Genomic DNA, 18,726 nt, shown 5'->3' on the forward strand with positions numbered 1-18,726 from the left:
CGGCCGCGAGCGCACATGCGTCGACCATGCGCCCATTGTGCTCCTCCACTCCGCCCAGGGATCGGCAACGGGCGAGCGGGCGCGAATCCGTTGCGTCCGTGTGCTGTTGACAGTGGTCGCCGCCGACCGGATCATCGTCTCGGACACACTGTCCGAGACTCGATGACCGAGGCGGTACCCATGCTCGATTCCCCCGTCACCTCGGCCGAGTCGGCCGACGTCGTCATCGTCGGCGCGCGCTGCGCCGGCTCGGCGACCGCAGTGACGTTGGCGCGAGCCGGCCGCAGAGTCGTCGTCCTGGATTCCGCCGCCCTGCCCTCGGACACCCTGTCCACCCACCTGCTCTGGCCCGCCGGGCTGGCCGAGCTCCAGCGACTGGGCGTACTCACCGAAGTCGAGGCACTCGGCGCCCCGCGACTGACCCAGGCCTACGCCGAAGGCGCCGGATACGGCATCACCTCCACCTTCCCCACCGTCGACGGTATCGACTACGCCATGTGCGTGCGCCGCACCGGCCTCGACGGCGTCCTCGTCCGCGCCGCCGTCGCCGCGGGCGCCGACGTCCGCCAGCGCTGCCGGGTCACCTCGGTGATCTGGGCCGACAATCGCTGCGCCGGCGTCCGATACACCGACCGCTCCGGCGCCGTCGTCGAGATCCGCGCCGCCCTGGTCGTCGGCGCCGACGGCAGACACAGCACCATCGCCCGCGCCGTCGGCGCCGACGACCCGTTCCTCACCGTCCCCAGCGGACGCGACTGCTACTACGCCTACTGGCGCGACACCGACGACACCCCGCGAGACACCGCCGCGCAATGGCGCGCCGGCGCCGATCTCGGCACCGCCTTCCCCTGCGACGACGGCCTGATCCTGAGCCTGGTCCAACCACCCGCCACCCGCGAACGCTCCGGCCCCGGCGAAGCCGAACGCCGCTACACCGAAGCCGTCGAACGCATTCCCGCCCTCGCGGCCCGGCTCCAGGGCTGCCACCGCGTCGGACGCGTACGCACCGCCACCGGCATCTCCTCCTACTTCCGCCGATCCACCGGCCCCGGCTGGGCACTGCCCGGCGACGCCGGGCACTTCAAAGACCCGGTGACCGCCCAGGGCATCCGCGACGCCCTGCACTACGGCCGACTACTCGCCGAAACCGTCGCCGCCACCCTCGACAACCCCGCCACCCTCGACCGCGCCCTCCGCGACTGGGAACGCCGCCGCATCATCGAATGCCGCGCCATCTTCCACTGGACCAACCGGCTGGCGCGCGGAGAAGCCATGCGCCCCTTGGAGACCGAGCTCTACCGCCGCGCCACCGACGACCCCGAACTGGCCCGGATCACCACCGGCATCTTCTCCCGCACCCGGCCACCGGCGGACCTGCACACTCCCGTCCTGGCGCTGCGGCTGGTCGCCGGCGCGCTGCGCCATCAGCGCAACATACCGGCCGTCCTCGCCGACCTCGCCCGCGAGATCCGGGTGGCCGCACGCAACGCCCTGATCACCCGAACCACGCTGCGCGGCACCCCCTCCCGGTCGACACCGCCCCCGGCTCCCAGCACACCGTTGCTGACGGCGGCCCACGGCGAGTCCCGCCCCGACTGACCACGGGCCGCCGGCTACTCCTCCCCCGGCCCATCCAGCAGATCGAGGCCGACCAGATCACTGACGTACTTGCCGATCAGCGCGCGACCCAGATGCGGGATATCCCGCTCGGTGCCGATCCCCGCCCCGCGCACCGCCGCCCGGAACCCGTCCGCGGGCAGCGCCGACCCGGGCAGCGGGCGCCCAGGACGACGGTGCGCCTGCAACAACGGCAACAACGTGTGCTTGCGCTGCCCCTCCGGCAACGCGCGCAGCGCGGTCTCGAAGCGCGCGAACCAGTCCGCGTAGTCCTCGATCCGATCGATCCGATGCCCCGCCTCGATCAGCCAATCGACGAAACTGTCGAGCGAGATGCCGTCGTCGTGCGGATTGACGACGTCGTAGGTCCGATACCCCGCGACCGCCCCCGCACCCAGCGCAGTGACCGCCGCCGCGACGAAATCGGCGGGCAGCCCGTCGTAGTGCGCGCGCTGCCGCCGCCCCTGAGCGTCGGTCAGATAGAACGACACCGGCGCGAGACCGGTCACCAGCACGCTCAACAGCAGCCGGGTGAACACGTCGGGCACATTGAGCTGACCGCGATAGGTGCTGTGCGCCAGAATCATGTCCGACCGGAACACCGCCACCGGCAGCCCGAACCGATCCGACGCCTCCCGCAACAACACCTCACCCGCCCACTTGCTGTTGCCGTACCCATTGGCATAGCTCGAGTCCAGCCGCCGGACCGGACTCATCACCCGCACATCACCGCCCTCGGCGAAGGACTCCCCCTGCGCCGCCACCGCCACGGTCGACAGATAACTCACCGGCTTCCGGGTCGCCGTCAACGCCAGCCGGATCACCTCCGCCGTACCGACCACATTCGGGCCGAACAACTGCCCATACGGCAGTACATGATTCACCAGCGCCGCCGAGTGCACGATCAGCTCCGTCTCCTCGGCCAGACGCTGCCACGTCGAGGCGGACAGACCGAGATTCGGTTCACCGATATCCCCCGCCAGCACCTCGAGCGCGTCGTCGGCGAGCGCGCGGAAATGCTCGCGCAGCACCGGATCGGTGTCGAACGCGGCGTCCAGGCGCGCGCGAGCGGCGGCCGCGTCACCACCGCGCACCACACAGATCACCCGGCCACCCCGCGGGGCCAGCCGTTCCAGCCAGGTCAGCAGGAGAAACCGGCCCAGGTAGCCGTTCGCGCCGGTGATCAGGACCGTAGACGGCGAGACCGCGGCGGGCGGCAGCTGCGGGGCCCGCTCCAGCGTCGCCGCGTCCAGGAACTCCGCCAACCTCAGATCGGACGCCCGGATCTCGGTCGCCCCGGCACCGTGCACCGTCTCGGCATCGATCCTGCGGGCACCGAGCGCACGCTCCCGACCGACATACTCCGCGATCCGGGCCAGATCACTGTCCGGCCCGAGCAACACGTTCACCGGCACCTCGACCTCGAGCAGTTCCCGCAGCAACGTCGAATACGACAGCGCCGCCAGCGAATCCCCACCCAGATCACCGAACCGCGCCTCGGGCCGCAACTGCGCGGCCGAGCACCCCAGCACCGCCCGCGCCGCCCCGGCCACCGTGTCGAACACCGGCAGACCGGGCGCGTCCCGGCGCAACCGCCGCAACTGCGCCTCCTGGTCGCGCGCGACATCGTCGTACAGCGCTTCCAGCCGCTCCCCGTACCGCTGCTTCAGCTTGGGCCGCAACAACTTCCCGACCCCCGACAGCAGGCCGTCGGCGATCGAGAACGGCTCGGTCTCGATCAGGAAGTCGCGCGGGATCTCGTACGGCTCTAGTTCGGCCGCCACCGCCACCCGATGCAACGACGCACTCACCGCCGCCCGCACGTCCCCGGCGGACCCGGCCAGGGCCGCCTCCGTCGGCACCACCACCGCGAGCAGATACGCCCGCTCGCTACTGCCGTACACGAAGATCTGACGCACCAGATCCGCCCCCGCGAACACCGCCTCCAGCCGCGACACCGTCACGAACTCGCCCTGCGACAGCTTCAGCACATTGTTGCGGCGATCCACATACGCCAGCCGGTCCGGCGCCAGCTCGGCGACCACATCACCGGTGCGGCAGAAACCGTCCTCGTCGAACACCTCCGCGGTGACATCAGGGCGCCGGTAGTAGCCCGAGATCATCGTGGTCGTCTTGAGCAGCAGCTCACCCCGCGGATACGGCTTGTCGGTAGCGAAATAGCCGAGCTCCGGCACATCGACCAGCTTGTAGTCCAGCACCGGCGGGCGCATCACCTTCGTATCGAAGATGACACCGCCCCCGGTCTCGGTCGACCCGTAGCCGTCGTGCAACCGCAACCGCAACACCGACTCCACGAACTCCCGCAGATCCGGCGCGATCGGCGCGCTCCCACACAGCACCGTCATCAACCGGCCACCCAGGAACTGTTCCCGCAGTTCGGTGCGCACCTCCTCGGCCAGCGCCCCCGCGTCGACGCCCGGCCCCGACCGCCGATCCACCTCCTGCCGAAAACGCTGCAGAATCATGTCGCACACTCGCGGCACCAGGAAGATCTCCGTCGGCCGCACCAGCGCGATGTCCTCGAACAGCGTCGACATATCCGGCGCCGCCGCGAAATACGCGGTCCCGCCGCGCGCGAGCACACCGGTCAAGGTCAACCGCGCCGCGATATGGCTCATCGGCAGGAAGTTCACATTCAGCACCGCCACCGGACGGGCAGGCTGCCAGCCCGCCGCCACCAGGCGATGGGTGTACATCGCGCCCTTCGGCGTGCCCGTGCTGCCCGAGGTATAGATCAACATCGCCAGCGGATCCTCGCCCGGGGCAGGCACCGTCAGCGGCGCGGGATCGGCGCGACGACCGCGGGCGATCGCCTCGTCGATCGTGTGCAGCGCGACCGTCGACCCCGCCGCGGTCAGCCGGGCGCGGGCGGCGGCCAGTGCGTCGCGGTGATCGTCGTCGTCCGCGTGATGATCGAACACCAGCAGCGAGTCCGGCGCCGTGCCCGCCAGCACCGTCTCGACCGCCGCCGCCAGATGCGCGGTGTCGACGGCGAACACCCGCGGCTCGGTCTCGTCCAGGATCGAACGCAGTTGCGTCAGACCGGCTCCCGACTGCAACGGCACCGCGACCCCACCCAGATGGATCGTCGCCAGATCCAGCACCGTGTAGTCGGCACCGGTGAACCCGAGCGTCGCGACGAAATCCCCCGCCCCGACACCCGCGCCGTGCCACGCGGCGGCCAGCGCGCGAGCCCGCTCCCACACCACGCCGTAGGTCACCAGCTCGAATTCCGGCAGCAGACGGCGCGTCACGCGGCCGCCGTCGACGACCGGTTCGGTGCGACGGACACCCAGGGCTGGCCGATCCGAGTACGCGGTCATCACCGTCGAGACGATGTGTGCCAGTGGCAATCCCGGCGTCGTGACCGTCGCATGGACATCCTCCAGCGGCGTCGCCGCCCGGATCTGCTCGTCCTCGGCGTAGAGCGCCCGGATGCGCTCCGCCAGCCGGCCCGCGTCCAGCTCGACCGTCATGCCCCGTTCCGATCGACCGGACCACCCAGCGCGGAGATCCGGACGTCGCGCCAGGCTTCCCGCCGCGCCGCCTCGGGATCGATCAGCACCCGGGGCGGATGGTCGATGATGCAGGTCGCCCTGCGCTCGGCCGTGTACGGCGACCACGCGGGCAGCGGCGCGCCGGTCCGGGCGAAAGTCAGCCAGTTGTCCTGCATATGATCCTGCACCGCGAGAAAGGCCCGCCGACCGCCCGCGGCCGTCATCGCCCGGCCGACCGGACTGTCGACCCAGCCGAACACCGGCACCAGATCCAGCGCGTGCGTCGCACCGAACCCGGCCAGGCGCACCGCCCGGGGCGCGTAGTCGAACCGGTAGGCGTAGGTCGGCGCATACCGGCTGTGACCTTCCAGTACGGCCAGGGTCGGTCGCAGGAACATGAAGTCACCGCCGATCCGCACCGCGGTCCGCGCGGCCGGGTACCCGGGGTAACTGCGGACCACTCGCTGCTCCGCACCTGGAGCGCAGCGTCCGAACGTGGACGTGAGCTGGGCGGGCGTGTGCGGCACCGACTTCATGAACCGCTGGAACAACGTCGCCTCGTCGCGATTGGTGCCGATGATCAGCGGCACGCGATGCGCACGACCCGCCGCGATCGCATCGATCGGCGCCTCCGGCAGGAACTTCCCGTCGACCACCGGGCTGTAGGGAAAACTGCCCGGACGTTCCCGCAGGGTCCGGTACAGCGCGCGATCGGCCGCCCGGCACAGCTCACTCGCCGGCGCCGTCGCCAGCACCGAGGCCGCGTCGGCGGGATCGGCGCCCAGCCGTTCCAGGCAGCTGCGCGCGAACTCGCGCGCTTCGGCAGGCTCGGATGTCCAATCCGCCGGCGCGCTCTGCGCGATCGCCTGATGGAACAAGCCCGCCGCGGCGGGTGTCGCCAGCAGCGAGATCACCGCGTGCGCACCCGCCGACTCCCCGAAGATGGTCACATTTCCGGGGTCGCCACCGAACGCGGCGATATTGCGCCGCACCCAGTCGAGCGCGGCGACCTGATCCCGCAGACCCAGGTTCGACTCGAAAGGCCTTTCCGGCGTGGAGAACTCGCTGAAATCGACATAGCCCATCGCGCCGAGCCGGTATGTCACCGACACCACGACCACATCGCCGCGCACCGCCAACCGTGCACCCGAGTACATGCTGGCCGCGCCGATCACATACCCGCCGCCGTGGATGAACACCATCACCGGCCGCGGACTCTCCGACGGCGTCAGCGGGGCGGTCACATTCAGGGTCAGACAGTCCTCCCCCGTCGGCTGCCACGTGCGGGCCCCGGTGCGAGCACCGTTGGGGTGCTGCATGGCCGCGAACCCGTACTCGGTCGCCGAGCGCACCCCCGTCCAGGGTTGCACGGGTTGGGGGGCGCGGAACCGTAGTTCTCCGACGGGCGCGGCCGCATAGGGAAGGGCTCGCCAGCTGACAACTCGACGGCCCGCACGACCGCGCACGACTCCGTCGGCGGTCACGATCTCTGTGGACACCATGCGCCCCACAGTACGTGGTACCAGCGGTACCGCGCAGGTGGTTCGGCCGTCTGCCGAACCCCGCCGACTAGACTGGGCCGATGGCCGGCGACGCCCCGGAAACCGCACCGCTCGCGGCAGAAGATGCCCGGAGCGTCGCCGACCTCGACAGCCTGATCTGCACCTGCCGCGCCTGTCCCCGCCTCGTCGCCTGGCGCGAGGAAGTGGCCCGCGTCAAACGCGCCGCCTACCGCGACGAGGACTACTGGGCCCGCCCCGTCCCCGGCTTCGGCCCCGACGACGCCGAGATCCTCGTCGTCGGCCTGGCGCCTGCCGCCAACGGCGGCAACCGCACCGGCCGCATGTTCACCGGCGACCGCAGCGGCGACGTTCTCTTCGCCGCGCTGCACGCCGTCGGCCTGGCGACCGGTGCGCAGCCGGTCAGCGTGGACGACGGCATCGAACTCCTGAACACGCGCTTGACCGCACCCGTGCACTGCGCACCCCCGGAGAACAAGCCGACCAGCGAGGAACGCCACCGGTGCGCCCCCTTCCTCAGCAGAGAACTGGAACTGCTCGCGCCGACGGTGAAAGTCATCGTCGTCCTGGGCGCCTTCGGCTGGCAGGCGCTGTTCACCGTGCTCACCGGCGGCGGCTGGACCGTCCCCCGCCCACGACCACGCTTCGGCCACGGCGCCGAAGTCACCCTCGCCCATCCGGACGGCCGCACGATCACCATCCTCGGCTGCTACCACGTCAGCCCGCACAACACCTTCACCGGCCGACTCACCCCGGCCATGATCGAAGACGTCTTCCGCACCGCCCAGTTGATCGCCGAGTCCGGACCCACTGCTGACCAACCCCTCCTGTCCTGAGCTTCTTTTGAAAGGGTGCGTGACGTGGTCGGGCGAGGTATCCGACAGGGATGACATTCATTGTTAGATGCGCATATCTACGTCTCCTAATGTTCAAACTGGGTTCAGGGAAGCAGGCCAAGACCCGGATCCGGGCGATCGTTCCCGAGCGCGCCGCCGACACTCCCCTCGCCTGCCGTCGGTGGCTCGCACTCGCTCCGCTCCCCCACCGTCTTGTCGACTCACCGGCGACCCCTCCCCGCCCCCGCATTCGGTCAACCGCGATCGAGCACCGCATGGATCTCCGAGAGAAGCTCCAGAGTCTTCGGATCGTCGGCGCGCTCGAAGGCCGCGACAACGGCACCGAGCGCCGCACCACCGTTGAGCCAGTCGACCAGCTCGCCGTACTCCCCCGCCCCCTTGTCCCAGTAGGCATTCGAGGGAACCGTGACATCACCTTTCCTCCGGCAGTGCTGCGAGACGAATTCGTGCAGCCGCTGCACCCACGCACGGCCCGCAAGTTCGCCCCACTCGATCAACCGAGCCGCGACAGTGCCCCGTGCCGACCCGAGCGCACACAGCACAGTGCCGATCGACACCTCCGGCCTGCCATCGGTGAACTGGTCCCGCCACAGCGCATCCATCACCGCGGTGATCGCTTCCGCTTCCGGCCAGCTCTGCCAGCCCGCTCGGCCCAATTTCCCGTAGACCACTTCCAGGTCCGGCATCGCCGCGTCGCGCGTATGCGAGAGCTGCAGGATTCTCCCTGCCAGGTACCGAAAGTCCGTCGCCGAGCCCACCGTCGTCAGAGCGCGGTAGGTGTAGGCGCCCAGATCCGATCCCGTCAGGTCACGGCGCCGACGACGCAGCAGGATCGCGTAGTCGCCGGAATGACGGCAACACGGACACGCCGCGATCGACGCGGGCGCAGGTACCCGGGCGAACGCCTCGTCGAGGGCCGACAACGTGGTGGCCGGCGACTGTGCCTCGTTTTCCCCGTCGATCACCGCGACGACGTTACGTCGGGCACACGCGGTTTCGCACGAGGAATTCGAAGCCACTCCGGCTGCCGCCCCTCCGTCGGCGAGATGCGGGCAGCCGGAGCAACGAAGTCAGTGCACCTGGGCTTCGACCTTCCCGACGATGCCCCGGGCGATGGACCCCGTGAGGCGGGTCGTGATCGGGCCGGACAGGCGCAGCAGCGGGCGCAGGGCGGGGCCGCCTTCGAGAGCGAAAGTCCAGGTCAGCCTGGTACCGGTGGCGGTGGGGGTGAGCTGGATGTCCTCGGCGAAGCGGCGGAGGCCGGGGATGGAGGCCGCGTCGACGGTGAATGTCATCCGGCGCTCGTCGTCCCAGCGGTAGAAACGTTCGGTCAGCGCCGCGGCGCCGGCGAGGGTGACGACCCGGGTGGACCCGACACCGAAGGGCGGCGGGGAGATCCAACGCATCCCGGTGACCGCCGCCGACCACGACACCAGCGCGTCGTCGGCGGTCAGCGCGCGCCAGACGGCGCTGGGCGGCGCCGCGATGTCGACCACGTGCACGTAGCGGTCGGTGGCCGTCGCGAGGAAGGTGTCGTCGGATTCGTGCAGGGCAAAGGACGGTGACATAGCTGTTCGATCCGTTCAGTCGGTGGCGACGGTGATCGCTCACGCCGATCGCTTGTCGTAGTGGGTGTTCGCCCGGTCGAGCCTGCGCTCGTACCCGGCCAATCCGGTCCAGCACAGGGCGGCGGCGACCTCGACGGCGTCCTGTTTGGGTATCGGCCTGCCCGCGTCGAGCCAGTGGCGGGCAGCCAGATGGCTGGAGCCCACCAGGCTCCAGGCGTACATATCGGCCGGTGCGGCGCCGACCCCGACCGCGCGGAGTTCGGCGGCGACGAGATCGGCGCACGCGCGCATCGCGCTGCGCACCCGCCACTCGATACTCGGTTCGCTCGGCACCGGTGACTCGAAGACCAGCACGTGGCCGCCGGGATCCTCGTCGACGAAGTCGAAGTACGCCGACACGGCCACCCGCACCCGGGCGCGCGGTGTGGTCTCGGCCGCGACCGCGGCGCGGACCCCGTCGACCATCCGGTCCAGATACTGTTGCAGCACCGCCAGATACAGGTCCAGCTTGTTCGCGAAGTGGTCGTAGAGCACCGGTTTGCTGATCCCGGCGCGCGCACCGATCTCCGCCATGCGCGCGCCGTGATAGCCGTTGGTGACGAACACGTCCCGAGCCGCGGCGACAACCGCGCGCCTGCGGTGCGCGCGTCTGCCGTCGCCGCGCACCCCGCGCGCGGAGGTCACCCCCGCGCCCGGCAGCACCGGAGGCCGGGAAGTCGTGTCCGTCGTCATGACGCTCAGCCGAGCGTTTCCCCGGCGGCGGCCTTGGTCCGCAACGACTCCGGCACCTCGAACCGATCGCCGTAGGCGGCCCGCAACTCGTCGGCACGGGCGACGAACCCGGCGAGCCCACCCTCGTACTGGTTGATGTACTGGACGACGCCGCCGGTCCACGCCGGGAACCCGATGCCGAAGATGGAGCCGATGTTCGCGTCCGGCACCGTGCGCAGCACGCCTTCGTCGAAACACCGCACGGTGTCGAGGGATTCGGCGAACAGCATCCGTTCCTGCATGTCGACGAACGGGATGCCGTGATCGTCGCGGGTGTACTTCTCGACCAGGCCCGGCCACAAACCCAGCTTTTTGCCCTCGGCGTCGTAGTCGTAGAAGCCGCGACCCTCGAGCCGGCCGGGCCGGTCGAAGTCGTCGACCATGGCGTCGACCAGCGGATACGCCCTGGAATCGGTCCAGCGCTTGCCCTCGGCGAGCAGGTTCTCCTCGAGGCTGCGCCGGATCTTCTGCGCCAGTTTCATATTGATCTCGTCGGCCAGCGCCAGCGCGCCCACCGGATAACCGGCCTGGGTGGCGGCCTGTTCCACCGACGCCGGGTGCACGCCTTCGGCGACCAGCGCGATTGCCTCGTCCATGAACTGGCCGATGACCCGGCTGGTGAAGAAGCCGCGGCTGTCGTTCACCACGATCGGGGTCTTCTTGATCGCCAGGGTGTAGTCGATGGCCCTGGCGATCGCCTCGTCGCTGGTCTGCTCGCCGACGACGATCTCGACCAGCGGCATCTTGTCCACCGGCGAGAAGAAGTGCAGACCGATGAAGTCCTGCTGCCGCTGCACGCCGGTGGCCAGATCGGTGATCGGCAGCGTGGAGGTGTTGGAGCCGAGCAGGGCGTCCGGGTTCACCAGCGCTTCGATCTCGCCGAACACCTTCTGCTTCAGGCCCGGATCCTCGAACACGGCCTCGACGACGAAGTCGCAGCCCGCGGCGTCGGCCGGGTCGGCACTCGGGTGGATGCGGCCGAGGATCCGGTCGTACTCGTCCTGGCTGATCGCGCCCCTGCGCAGCGCCTTGTCGAGCAGCTTGCGCGAGTAGTCCTTACCGCGCTCGGCCGCCTCGATCGTGACGTCCTTCAGCACGACCTGCATGCCGGCGCGGGCCTGCACATAGGCGATGCCCGCGCCCATCATGCCCGCGCCGAGCACGAGGACCTTCTCCGGCGTGCGCACGGGGAAGCCTTCGGGGCGGCTGCCGCCCTTGTTGATCGTCCCCAGGTCGAAGAACAGGGACTTGATCATGTTGGTCGAGATCTGGCCGCAGATCAGGTTGGTGCAGTAGCGGGTCTCGATCGCGAACGCGGTATCGATATCGACCTGCGCGCCCTCGACGGCCGTGGCCAGCACCGCGATCGGCGCCGGCATCGGGGCGCCCTTGAGCTGCTTGCGGACGTTGGCCGGGAACGCGGGCAGGTTGGCCGCCAGCGCCGGGCTCGACGGGGTGCCGCCGGGGAGCTTGTAGCCCTTCACATCCCACGGTTGCGCCGCCTCGGGGTTGGCCGCGATCCAGGCGCGGGCCTTGTCGAACATCTCCGCGCGGGTGGCGGCGATCTCGTGGATGATCCCGACCTGCAGGGCCTTCGCGGGCTTCATCCGCTGGCCCTGGCCGACGACGTTGAGCACCGCGTCGGTGATGCCGAGCAGTCGCACGGTCCGGGTGACGCCACCCGCGCCGGGCAGCAGCCCGAAGGTGACCTCGGGCAGGCCGAGCAGACTGCCTTTGGCGTCGAGCGCGATGCGGTGGTGGGTGGCCAGGGCGACTTCGAAGCCGCCGCCGAGCGCGGTGCCGTTGATCGCGGCGACCACCGGCTTGCCCAGCGTCTCGAGCCGGCGGAACGCGGCCTTGTAGGTGTCGAGGCCGAGGGCTATGTCGGGCGCGGTCGCCGGCGTGGCGTTCATCAGCAGGTTCAGGTCACCACCGGCGAAGAAGGTGTCCTTGCCGGAGGTGAGGATCACGCCGTCGTAGGTGTCCTTCTCGGCCTCGAGCCGGTCGACCGTGGCGGTGAGGTCACGCGCGAACGCCTCGGTCATGGTGTTGGTCGACTGGTTCGGGTCGTCGATGGTGAGCACGAGCACCCGGTCGGCGCCGAGGTCCCAGGCGATCATGGTGTCGGTCATGGTCAGATCCTCTCGATGATGGTGGCGATGCCCATGCCGCCGCCGATGCACAGCGTGATCAGCGCGCGGCGGGCTCCCCGCCGCTCGAGCTCGTCGACCATGGTTCCGGTGATCATCGCGCCGGTGGCGCCCAGCGGGTGGCCCATGGCGATGGCGCCACCGTTGACGTTGAGCTTCTCGTCCGGGATGGCCAGCTTCTTCTGATAGTTGAGCACCACCGACGCGAAGGCCTCGTTGAGCTCGAACAGGTCGATGTCGTCGACCGTGAGTCCGGCCAGGGCCAGCACCTTCTCGGTCGCCGGGACCGGGCCGGTCAGCATGATCGTCGAGTCGCTCCCGCTGACGGCCGACGCGACGACCCGGGCGCGCGGCGTGAGACCGGCTGCGGCACCGGCGGCCTCGCTGCCGATGAGCACCAGTGCCGACCCGTCGACGATGCCCGAGGAGTTGCCCGCGTGATGGACGTGATCGATCTTCTCGACCTGGTGGTACCGCTGCAGGGCGACGGCGTCGAATCCGCCCATCTCCCCCATCGCCGCGAACGACGGGGTCAGCCCGGCCAGGCTCTCGACCGTGGTGTCCGGGCGCATGAGCTCGTCGTGGTCGAGCAGGACGGCGCCGTTGATGTCCCGCACGGGCACGACGGACTTGGCGAAGTAGCCGCCGGACCAGGCAGCGGCCGCTTTCTGCTGCGACCGCACCGCGAACGCGTCGACATCCTCGCGGGTGAAGCCCTCGATGGTGGCGATCAGGTCCGCGCTGACACCCTGCGGCACGAAGTAGGTGCTGTAGTTGGTGACCGGGTCCATCGCCCACGCGCCGCCGTCGGAGCCCAGCGGAATCCGCGACATCGATTCCACGCCACCGGCGATCACCAGCTGTTCCCAGCCCGAGCGCACCTTCTGCGCCGCGGTGTTGACCGCCTCGAGACCCGAACCGCAGAATCGGTTGAGCTGCACGCCGGCGACCGTGTCGGGCAGTCCGGCCGCGAGCGCGGCCGTCTTGGCGATATCGGCGCCCTGATCGCCGACCGGGGAGACCACGCCGAGGACGATGTCATCGATCGCTGCCGGATCCAGCCCGGGGTACCGGACTTTCAGCTCCTCGATGAGCCCGACCACCAGGTCGAGCGGTTTGACGCCGTGCAGGGCGCCGTTCTTCTTGCCGCGACCGCGCGGGGTGCGGATCGCGTCGTAGATGAATGCCTCGGTCATGGTTCCTCGAAACTGTGTCGTCGTTGACAGGTCAGCGATGGGTGAACTGTGCGGTGCGCTTGTCGACGAAGGCGTTCATGCCTTCCTTCTGGTCCTCGATCGCGAACAGCGAATGGAAGACGCGGCGCTCGAAGCGGATCCCCTCGGCGAGGGTGGTCTCGAAGGACCGGTTCACCGCCTCCTTGGCGATCATGGCGACCGGCAGCGACTTGGCCGCGATGGTCTCGGCGACCTCCGCGGCGACCCCGAGCAGGTCGTCGGCGGGCACGATGCGTGACACGAGTCCGGCCCGTTCGGCCTCCTCGGCGCCCATGTTCCGACCGGTCAACACCAGGTCCATCGCCTTGGCCTTGCCGACCGCCCTGGTGAGGCGCTGCGAACCACCGATGCCGGGGATCACGCCCAGCTTGATCTCGGGCTGCCCGAACTGCGCGGTGTCGGCGGCGATCAAAATGTCGCAGAGCATGGCCAGCTCGCAGCCGCCGCCGAGGGCGTACCCCGCAACTGCGGCGACGGTGGGCTTGCGGAACTGGGCCAGCCGGTCCCAGCGGGCGAAGAAGTCGTCCATGAACATGTCCATGTAGGACTTGGGCTGCATCTCCTTGATGTCGGCGCCCGCGGCGAACGCCTTGGCCGAGCCGGTGATCACCACCGCGCCGATCTCGTCGTCGCGTTCGAGCTCGTCCAGGGCGGCGACGATGTCGTCGAGGACCTGGGTGTTGAGCGCGTTGAGGGCCTTGGGCCGGTTCAGGGTGATCCAGCCGACCCGGTTCTTGCGCTCGAGCAGGATCGTCTCGTACGTGGTCATTCGGTGCCCTCCCCGGAACGCTCCCGGATGTCGGTGACGATCGCCGAGAAGTCCCGGCGCGCGTCGGTCTGGTTGAACCGCTCGTAGATGGCGGCGGCGAGCTCGCCGAGTTGTCCGTCGATACCGTTGGCGCGCAGAGCGTTCGCGGCCAGGGTGAGGTCCTTCGACATCAGCGCGGTCGCGAAACCGGGCTGATAGTCGTTGTTGGCCGGGCTCGCGGGAACCGGGCCGGGGACCGGGCAGTAGCTGGTCAGCGCCCAGCTCTGGCCCGACGCCGTGGAGACCACGTCGAAGAACGACTGATGGCTCAGGCCGAGCCGTTCACCGAGCACCAGCGCCTCGGACAGCCCGATCATCGAGATGCCGAGCAGCATGTTGTTGCAGATCTTCGCGGCTTGGCCGACACCGGCGTCACCGCAGTGCACGACCTTGCCGCCCATCACGTCGAGAACCTCGCGCGCCTCGGCGAAGTCGGCGGCCGCACCGCCCACCATGAAGGTCAGCGTGCCCGCCGTCGCGCCGGCCACACCACCGGAGACCGGGGCGTCCAACGGCCGGTGACCGGCCGCCACCGCCTGCGCGGCAGCGGCTTTCGCGTCGGCGACGTCGATGGTCGAACAGTCGATGAACAGCGTGCCCGGCGCCGCGACCGCCAGTAGTTCCGCGTACACGTCGAGCACGAGCTTGCCGTTGGGCAGCATGGTGATCACCACGTCCCGGTCGACGGCCGCGTCGGCGGCGCGCTCGACCACGGTCGCGCCGTCGGCGCGCGCCTGGTCCTGCGCGGCGGGCACCGGATCGAAGGCGAGCACGTCGTGTCCGGCGCGCACCAGGTTCGCCGCCATCGGCGCGCCCATGTGGCCGAGTCCGAGAAAACCGATCTTCTTGCTCATCGCCGTGCCTCCTGCGTGGTCGCGCCGAGTTCCTTGTCGCCCAGTTCGGCGAAGTACGCCGCGACCTGCGCGTCGTCGACCTCGGCCAGGGTCGCGGGCAGCCACCGCGGGTTGCGGTCCTTGTCGATGACCTGGGCGCGGATCCCCTCGACCAGGTCGTGCGAGCGCAGCGAGGCGATCGAGACCCGGTACTCCTGATCGAGCACCGCCTCGAGGCTCGGCAGATCCCGCGCCGCCCGCAGCGAGCGCAGCGTGACCTTCAGCGAGACCGGCGATTTGGCCAGCATCTCCTCGGCGGCCTTGGTCGCCTCGGGTGAGTCGGCGGTCTGCAGGCGGGCCGCGATCTCCTCGACGGTGTCGGCGCTGTAGCAGGCGTCGATCCAGCTCCGCTGGGCGAGCAGCTCCGACGACGGCGCCGGTTCGGCGAACTTCTCGATCGCGGCGTCGACATCGGTCGTGCGCAACGCGTCGAGCAGCGCCGGGAGGGCGCCGGACGGGACGTAGTGGTCGGCGAAGCCGGCCGCGATCGCATCGCCCGCGCTCATCCGCGCGGTGGTCAGCGCGACATGCGTGCCGATCTCGCCCGGTGCTCGCGAGAGCAGGTAGGTACCGCCGACATCGGGGACGAAACCGATCCCGACCTCGGGCATGCCGATTCGGGACCGCTCAGTGACGATACGGTGGCTGCCGTGGCCGGACAGGCCGACACCGCCACCCATCACGATGCCGTCCATGATCACCACGTACGGCTTGGCATAGCGGCCGATCAGCGCGTTGAGGTGGTATTCGTCGCGCCAGAACACCCCGGTCGGTGAATCGGCATTCGCCGCACCGCCTTGCGCGTCGGCGTGGATGGCGACGATGTCGCCGCCCGCGCACAGACCGCGCTCACCGGCGCCGGTGACGACGACCGCGCGCACCGCGTCGTCGTCGGCCCATGCCCGCAGGGCGTCCGTGATGGCCAGTGCCATCGGATGATTCAGCGCGTTGATGGCCTTGGGCCGGTTCAGGGTGATGAGGCCGAGGCCGTCGGCGACGGCGATCAGCACTTCGGGTTCGTCGGTCATGCCGCTCCTGTCAGGGTGCGGGCGACGACCACCCGCATGATTTCGTTGGTGCCCTCGAGGATCTGATGCACCCGCAGGTCGCGGACGATCTTCTCCAGACCGTATTCGTGCAGGTAGCCGTAGCCGCCGTGCAACTGCAGCGCCTTGTTGGCGACCTCGAAGCCGGCGTCGGTGGCGAAACGCTTGGCCATCGCGCACAGTTCGACCTTGTCCGGCGCCCCGGCGTCGAGCGCGGCCGCGGCCCGCCACAGCAGAGTCCGTGCCGCTTCGAGCTCGGTGCGCATGTCGGCCAGGTCGAACTGCAGGGCCTCGTTGCGCGCCAGCGGCTTGCCGAAGGCGTGCCGTTCGGCGAGGTAGGGCACGGTCTTGTCGAGCGCCGCCTGCGCGCCGCCGATCGAGCAGGCGGCGATATTGAGCCTGCCGCCGTTGAGCCCGTTCATCGCGATCGCGAAGCCGTCGCCCTCGGCGCCGAGCCGGTTGGCCACCGGCACGCGGGCGTCCTCCAGGATCACCTGGCGGGTCGGCTGGGCGTTCCAGCCCATCTTGCGCTCGTTCGGCCCCACTGTCAGGCCGGGGGTGTCGGCCGGGACGATCAGCGCCGAGATGCCGCGCGCGCCCGCGCCGCCGGTACGCACCATCATCACGTACACGTCGTTGGCGCCGGCACCCGAGATGAACTGCTTGGCACCGTTGAGGACGTAGTCGTCGCCGTCGCGCACGGCCCTGGTGCTCAGGGCCGCCGCGTCGGATCCGACCCCCGGTTCGGTGAGGGCGTAGCTGCCGAGCAGCTCCATCGACGCCATACCCGGCACCCAGCGGTGCCGCTGTTCGTCGGTGCCGTAGGCGTCGATCATCCAGGTCGCCATGTTGTGGATCGAGATGTAGGCCGCCACCGCGGGGCACCCGGTGGCCAGTTCCTCGAAGATCCGCACGGCGTCGAGCCTGCGCAGGTGCGAACCACCGACGTCCTCGCGCACATAGATGCCGCCCAGGCCGACCGGGCCCGCTTTGCGGAGCACGTCGACCGGGAAGTGTTTGCGCTCATCCCATTCCAGCGCGTTCGGCGCGAGGAACTCGTCGGCGAACTGCCGCGCGGTCTCGCCGATCGCGCGTTCGTCGTCGTTGAGAGTGAACACGGCCGCTCAGTCCATCGTCGGGATGACGAAGGCGTTGGACTCCTTCAGCCCCGCGGGCCAGCGCTGAGTCACCGTCTTGGTCTTGGTGTAGAAGCGGATCGAGTCCGGGCCGTGCTGGTTGAGATCGCCGAAGCCCGACCGCTTCCAGCCACCGAAGGTGTAGTAGGCGATCGGCACCGGGATCGGCACGTTGATGCCGACCATGCCGACCTGCACGCGCGCGGCGAAGTCGCGGGCGGTGTCGCCGTCGCGGGTGAAGATGGCCACGCCGTTGCCGTACTCGTGCTCGTTGGCCAGGCGCAGACCCTCCTCGTAGTCCTCGGCGCGGACCACGGTCACCACGGGACCGAAGATCTCCTCCCGGTAGATCCGCATGTCGGCGGTGACCCTGTCGAACAGGCTCGCGCCGACGAAGTAGCCGTCCTCGGCGCCTTCGACGACTAGGCCGCGGCCGTCGACGACCAGCTCGGCGCCCTCGTCGACACCGATCTGGACGTAATTGTTCACCCGGTCCACGCCGTCGCGCCCCACCAGCGGGCCGAAGTCGGCGCCCGGGTCGTCGGAGCGGCCGACGTTGAGCTTGTGCACCCGCTCGGTCAGCTTCGCGACCAGCCGATCGGCGGTCTCCTCCCCCACCGGCACGGCCACCGAGATCGCCATGCAGCGCTCGCCCGCCGAGCCGTAACCCGCGCCGATCAGCTGGTCGGCGACATCGTCGAGGTCGGCGTCGGGCATGACGATCGCGTGGTTCTTGGCGCCGCCGAAGCACTGGGCACGCTTGCCGTTGGCGGTCGCGGTCTCGTAGATGTACTGCGCGATCGGGGTCGAGCCGACGAAGCCGACGGCCTTGATCCGCGGATCGTGCAGGATCGTGTCGACGGCTTCCTTGCCGCCGTTGACCACGTTGAACACCCCCGGCGGCAGACCCGCCTCGAGGAACAACTCGGCCAGGCGCAGCGGCACCGACGGGTCGCGCTCGGAGGGCTTGAGCACGAACGCGTTGCCACAGGCCAGCGCCGGACCGGCCTTCCACAGCGGAATCATGGCCGGGAAGTTGAACGGGGTGATGCCGGCGACGACGCCGAGCGGCTGCCGCATCGAGTACACGTCGATGCCGGTGCCCGCGCTCTCGGTGTACTCGCCCTTGAGCAGGTGCGGGATGCCGACGGCGAACTCGATGACCTCGAGGCCACGCTGGATGTCGCCCTTGGCGTCGGCGATGGTCTTGCCGTGCTCGGACGACAGCAGGGCCGCCAGGCTGTCGATCTCGTCGTTGACCAGGGTCAGGAACTTCATCAGCACCCTGGCGCGCTTCTGCGGGTTGAACGCCGCCCACCCGGGCTGCGCGGCGGCCGCGTTGGCGATCACCGCCTCGACCTCGGCGGTGTTCGCCAGCGGAACCGTGGCCTGCACTTGCCCGGTGTTCGGATCGAACACCTCACCGAACGCGCCCGAGGCGCCCTTGACGTGCTGTCCGTCGATGAAGTGGGTGAGTTCGCGAACCATGCCAGTCCTTGTCGTGGGTCGGTGCGCCGGGGCGCAGGTGAAAGGAGCTCCAATAGTTGGATGTCCAATCAATTGATACCATGGCAGCACTATTGGCGGTTTGTCAACATCTGATCGTT

General features: G+C 69.7%; 14 protein-coding genes. 2 read left to right on the forward strand and 12 right to left on the reverse strand.

All coding sequences use genetic code 11. The features are described from left to right. Positions 1–180 precede the first annotated feature (180 nt). The gene (locus Q7X29_RS18710; RefSeq protein WP_316574860.1) at positions 181–1,599 is read left to right on the forward strand and encodes an NAD(P)/FAD-dependent oxidoreductase; all 1,419 of its coding nucleotides are present in this window, start codon (positions 181–183) and stop codon (positions 1,597–1,599) included. A 14-nt stretch (positions 1,600–1,613) separates the two neighbouring features. On the opposite strand, the gene car is transcribed toward Q7X29_RS18710, so the two are convergent. After that, complete coding sequence (car, locus tag Q7X29_RS18715) at positions 1,614–5,114, reverse strand: carboxylic acid reductase (RefSeq protein WP_316574861.1); 3,501 nt, start codon at positions 5,112–5,114, stop codon at positions 1,614–1,616. Then, the gene (locus Q7X29_RS18720; protein WP_316574862.1) at positions 5,111–6,637 is read right to left on the reverse strand and encodes a carboxylesterase/lipase family protein; all 1,527 of its coding nucleotides are present in this window, start codon (positions 6,635–6,637) and stop codon (positions 5,111–5,113) included. The genes car and Q7X29_RS18720 overlap by 4 nt, the downstream gene beginning before the upstream one ends. 80 nt (positions 6,638–6,717) lie before the next feature. Here Q7X29_RS18720 and Q7X29_RS18725 point away from each other — a divergent pair, with 80 nt between their 5' ends. Then, positions 6,718–7,491 (forward strand): uracil-DNA glycosylase, encoded by a 774-nt coding sequence (locus tag Q7X29_RS18725; protein WP_316574863.1) that lies wholly within the window; start codon positions 6,718–6,720, stop codon positions 7,489–7,491. A 254-nt stretch (positions 7,492–7,745) separates the two neighbouring features. Here Q7X29_RS18725 and Q7X29_RS18730 read toward each other — a convergent pair whose 3' ends face one another. From Q7X29_RS18730 to Q7X29_RS18775, 10 genes are all read right to left on the reverse strand, one after another. Continuing rightward, positions 7,746–8,477, reverse strand: coding sequence for a hypothetical protein (locus Q7X29_RS18730; RefSeq protein ID WP_316574864.1), 732 nt, complete (start codon positions 8,475–8,477; stop codon positions 7,746–7,748). A 105-nt stretch (positions 8,478–8,582) separates the two neighbouring features. Then, the gene (locus Q7X29_RS18735; RefSeq protein WP_218720337.1) at positions 8,583–9,080 is read right to left on the reverse strand and encodes an SRPBCC family protein; all 498 of its coding nucleotides are present in this window, start codon (positions 9,078–9,080) and stop codon (positions 8,583–8,585) included. A 39-nt stretch (positions 9,081–9,119) separates the two neighbouring features. Beyond that, the gene (locus tag Q7X29_RS18740; RefSeq protein ID WP_218720339.1) at positions 9,120–9,812 is read right to left on the reverse strand and encodes a TetR/AcrR family transcriptional regulator; all 693 of its coding nucleotides are present in this window, start codon (positions 9,810–9,812) and stop codon (positions 9,120–9,122) included. Positions 9,813–9,817: 5 nt separating this feature from the next. Beyond that, on the reverse strand, positions 9,818–11,983 hold the full coding sequence (locus Q7X29_RS18745) for a 3-hydroxyacyl-CoA dehydrogenase NAD-binding domain-containing protein (RefSeq protein ID WP_316574865.1): 2,166 nt from the start codon (positions 11,981–11,983) through the stop codon (positions 9,818–9,820). Positions 11,984–11,985: 2 nt separating this feature from the next. Further along, the gene (locus tag Q7X29_RS18750) at positions 11,986–13,197 is read right to left on the reverse strand and encodes an acetyl-CoA C-acetyltransferase (protein ID WP_218720342.1); all 1,212 of its coding nucleotides are present in this window, start codon (positions 13,195–13,197) and stop codon (positions 11,986–11,988) included. 31 nt (positions 13,198–13,228) lie between these two features. Continuing rightward, positions 13,229–14,005 carry an enoyl-CoA hydratase gene (locus tag Q7X29_RS18755; RefSeq protein WP_316574866.1) on the reverse strand — a complete coding sequence of 259 codons (777 nt, stop codon included), beginning with the start codon at positions 14,003–14,005 and terminating at the stop codon, positions 13,229–13,231. Further along, complete coding sequence (gene mmsB / locus Q7X29_RS18760) at positions 14,002–14,898, reverse strand: 3-hydroxyisobutyrate dehydrogenase (RefSeq protein WP_316574867.1); 897 nt, start codon at positions 14,896–14,898, stop codon at positions 14,002–14,004. Before mmsB ends, Q7X29_RS18755 begins: the two co-directional genes overlap by 4 nt. Further along, the gene (locus Q7X29_RS18765) at positions 14,895–15,965 is read right to left on the reverse strand and encodes an enoyl-CoA hydratase/isomerase family protein (protein WP_316574868.1); all 1,071 of its coding nucleotides are present in this window, start codon (positions 15,963–15,965) and stop codon (positions 14,895–14,897) included. The genes mmsB and Q7X29_RS18765 overlap by 4 nt, the downstream gene beginning before the upstream one ends. Then, entirely contained in the window at positions 15,962–17,101 is a 1,140-nt protein-coding gene (locus Q7X29_RS18770; RefSeq protein ID WP_218720348.1) for an acyl-CoA dehydrogenase family protein, read from the reverse strand. Before Q7X29_RS18770 ends, Q7X29_RS18765 begins: the two co-directional genes overlap by 4 nt. Before the next feature lie 6 nt (positions 17,102–17,107). Beyond that, a complete protein-coding gene (locus Q7X29_RS18775; RefSeq protein WP_218720349.1) occupies positions 17,108–18,607 on the reverse strand; it encodes a CoA-acylating methylmalonate-semialdehyde dehydrogenase in 1,500 nt (499 codons plus the stop codon). Positions 18,608–18,726: the final 119 nt, after the last annotated feature.

The organism is Nocardia canadensis (assembly GCF_032656385.1).
Classification (GTDB): Bacteria; Actinomycetota; Actinomycetes; order Mycobacteriales; family Mycobacteriaceae; genus Nocardia; species Nocardia canadensis.

What these genes read in the sequence shown, in the direction of transcription:
- Q7X29_RS18710 (WP_316574860.1), top strand. Translation starts at nt 181, where the DNA reads ATGCTCGATTCCCCCGTCACCTCGGCCGAGTCGGCCGACGTCGTCATC.
- car (WP_316574861.1), bottom strand. Translation starts at nt 5,114, where the DNA reads ATGACGGTCGAGCTGGACGCGGGCCGGCTGGCGGAGCGCATCCGGGCG.
- Q7X29_RS18720 (WP_316574862.1), bottom strand. Translation starts at nt 6,637, where the DNA reads ATGGTGTCCACAGAGATCGTGACCGCCGACGGAGTCGTGCGCGGTCGT.
- Q7X29_RS18725 (WP_316574863.1), top strand. Translation starts at nt 6,718, where the DNA reads ATGGCCGGCGACGCCCCGGAAACCGCACCGCTCGCGGCAGAAGATGCC.
- Q7X29_RS18735 (WP_218720337.1), bottom strand. Translation starts at nt 9,080, where the DNA reads ATGTCACCGTCCTTTGCCCTGCACGAATCCGACGACACCTTCCTCGCG.
- Q7X29_RS18740 (WP_218720339.1), bottom strand. Translation starts at nt 9,812, where the DNA reads ATGACGACGGACACGACTTCCCGGCCTCCGGTGCTGCCGGGCGCGGGG.
- Q7X29_RS18745 (WP_316574865.1), bottom strand. Translation starts at nt 11,983, where the DNA reads ATGACCGACACCATGATCGCCTGGGACCTCGGCGCCGACCGGGTGCTC.
- Q7X29_RS18750 (WP_218720342.1), bottom strand. Translation starts at nt 13,197, where the DNA reads ATGACCGAGGCATTCATCTACGACGCGATCCGCACCCCGCGCGGTCGC.
- Q7X29_RS18755 (WP_316574866.1), bottom strand. Translation starts at nt 14,005, where the DNA reads ATGACCACGTACGAGACGATCCTGCTCGAGCGCAAGAACCGGGTCGGC.
- mmsB (WP_316574867.1), bottom strand. Translation starts at nt 14,898, where the DNA reads ATGAGCAAGAAGATCGGTTTTCTCGGACTCGGCCACATGGGCGCGCCG.
- Q7X29_RS18765 (WP_316574868.1), bottom strand. Translation starts at nt 15,965, where the DNA reads ATGACCGACGAACCCGAAGTGCTGATCGCCGTCGCCGACGGCCTCGGC.
- Q7X29_RS18775 (WP_218720349.1), bottom strand. Translation starts at nt 18,607, where the DNA reads ATGGTTCGCGAACTCACCCACTTCATCGACGGACAGCACGTCAAGGGC.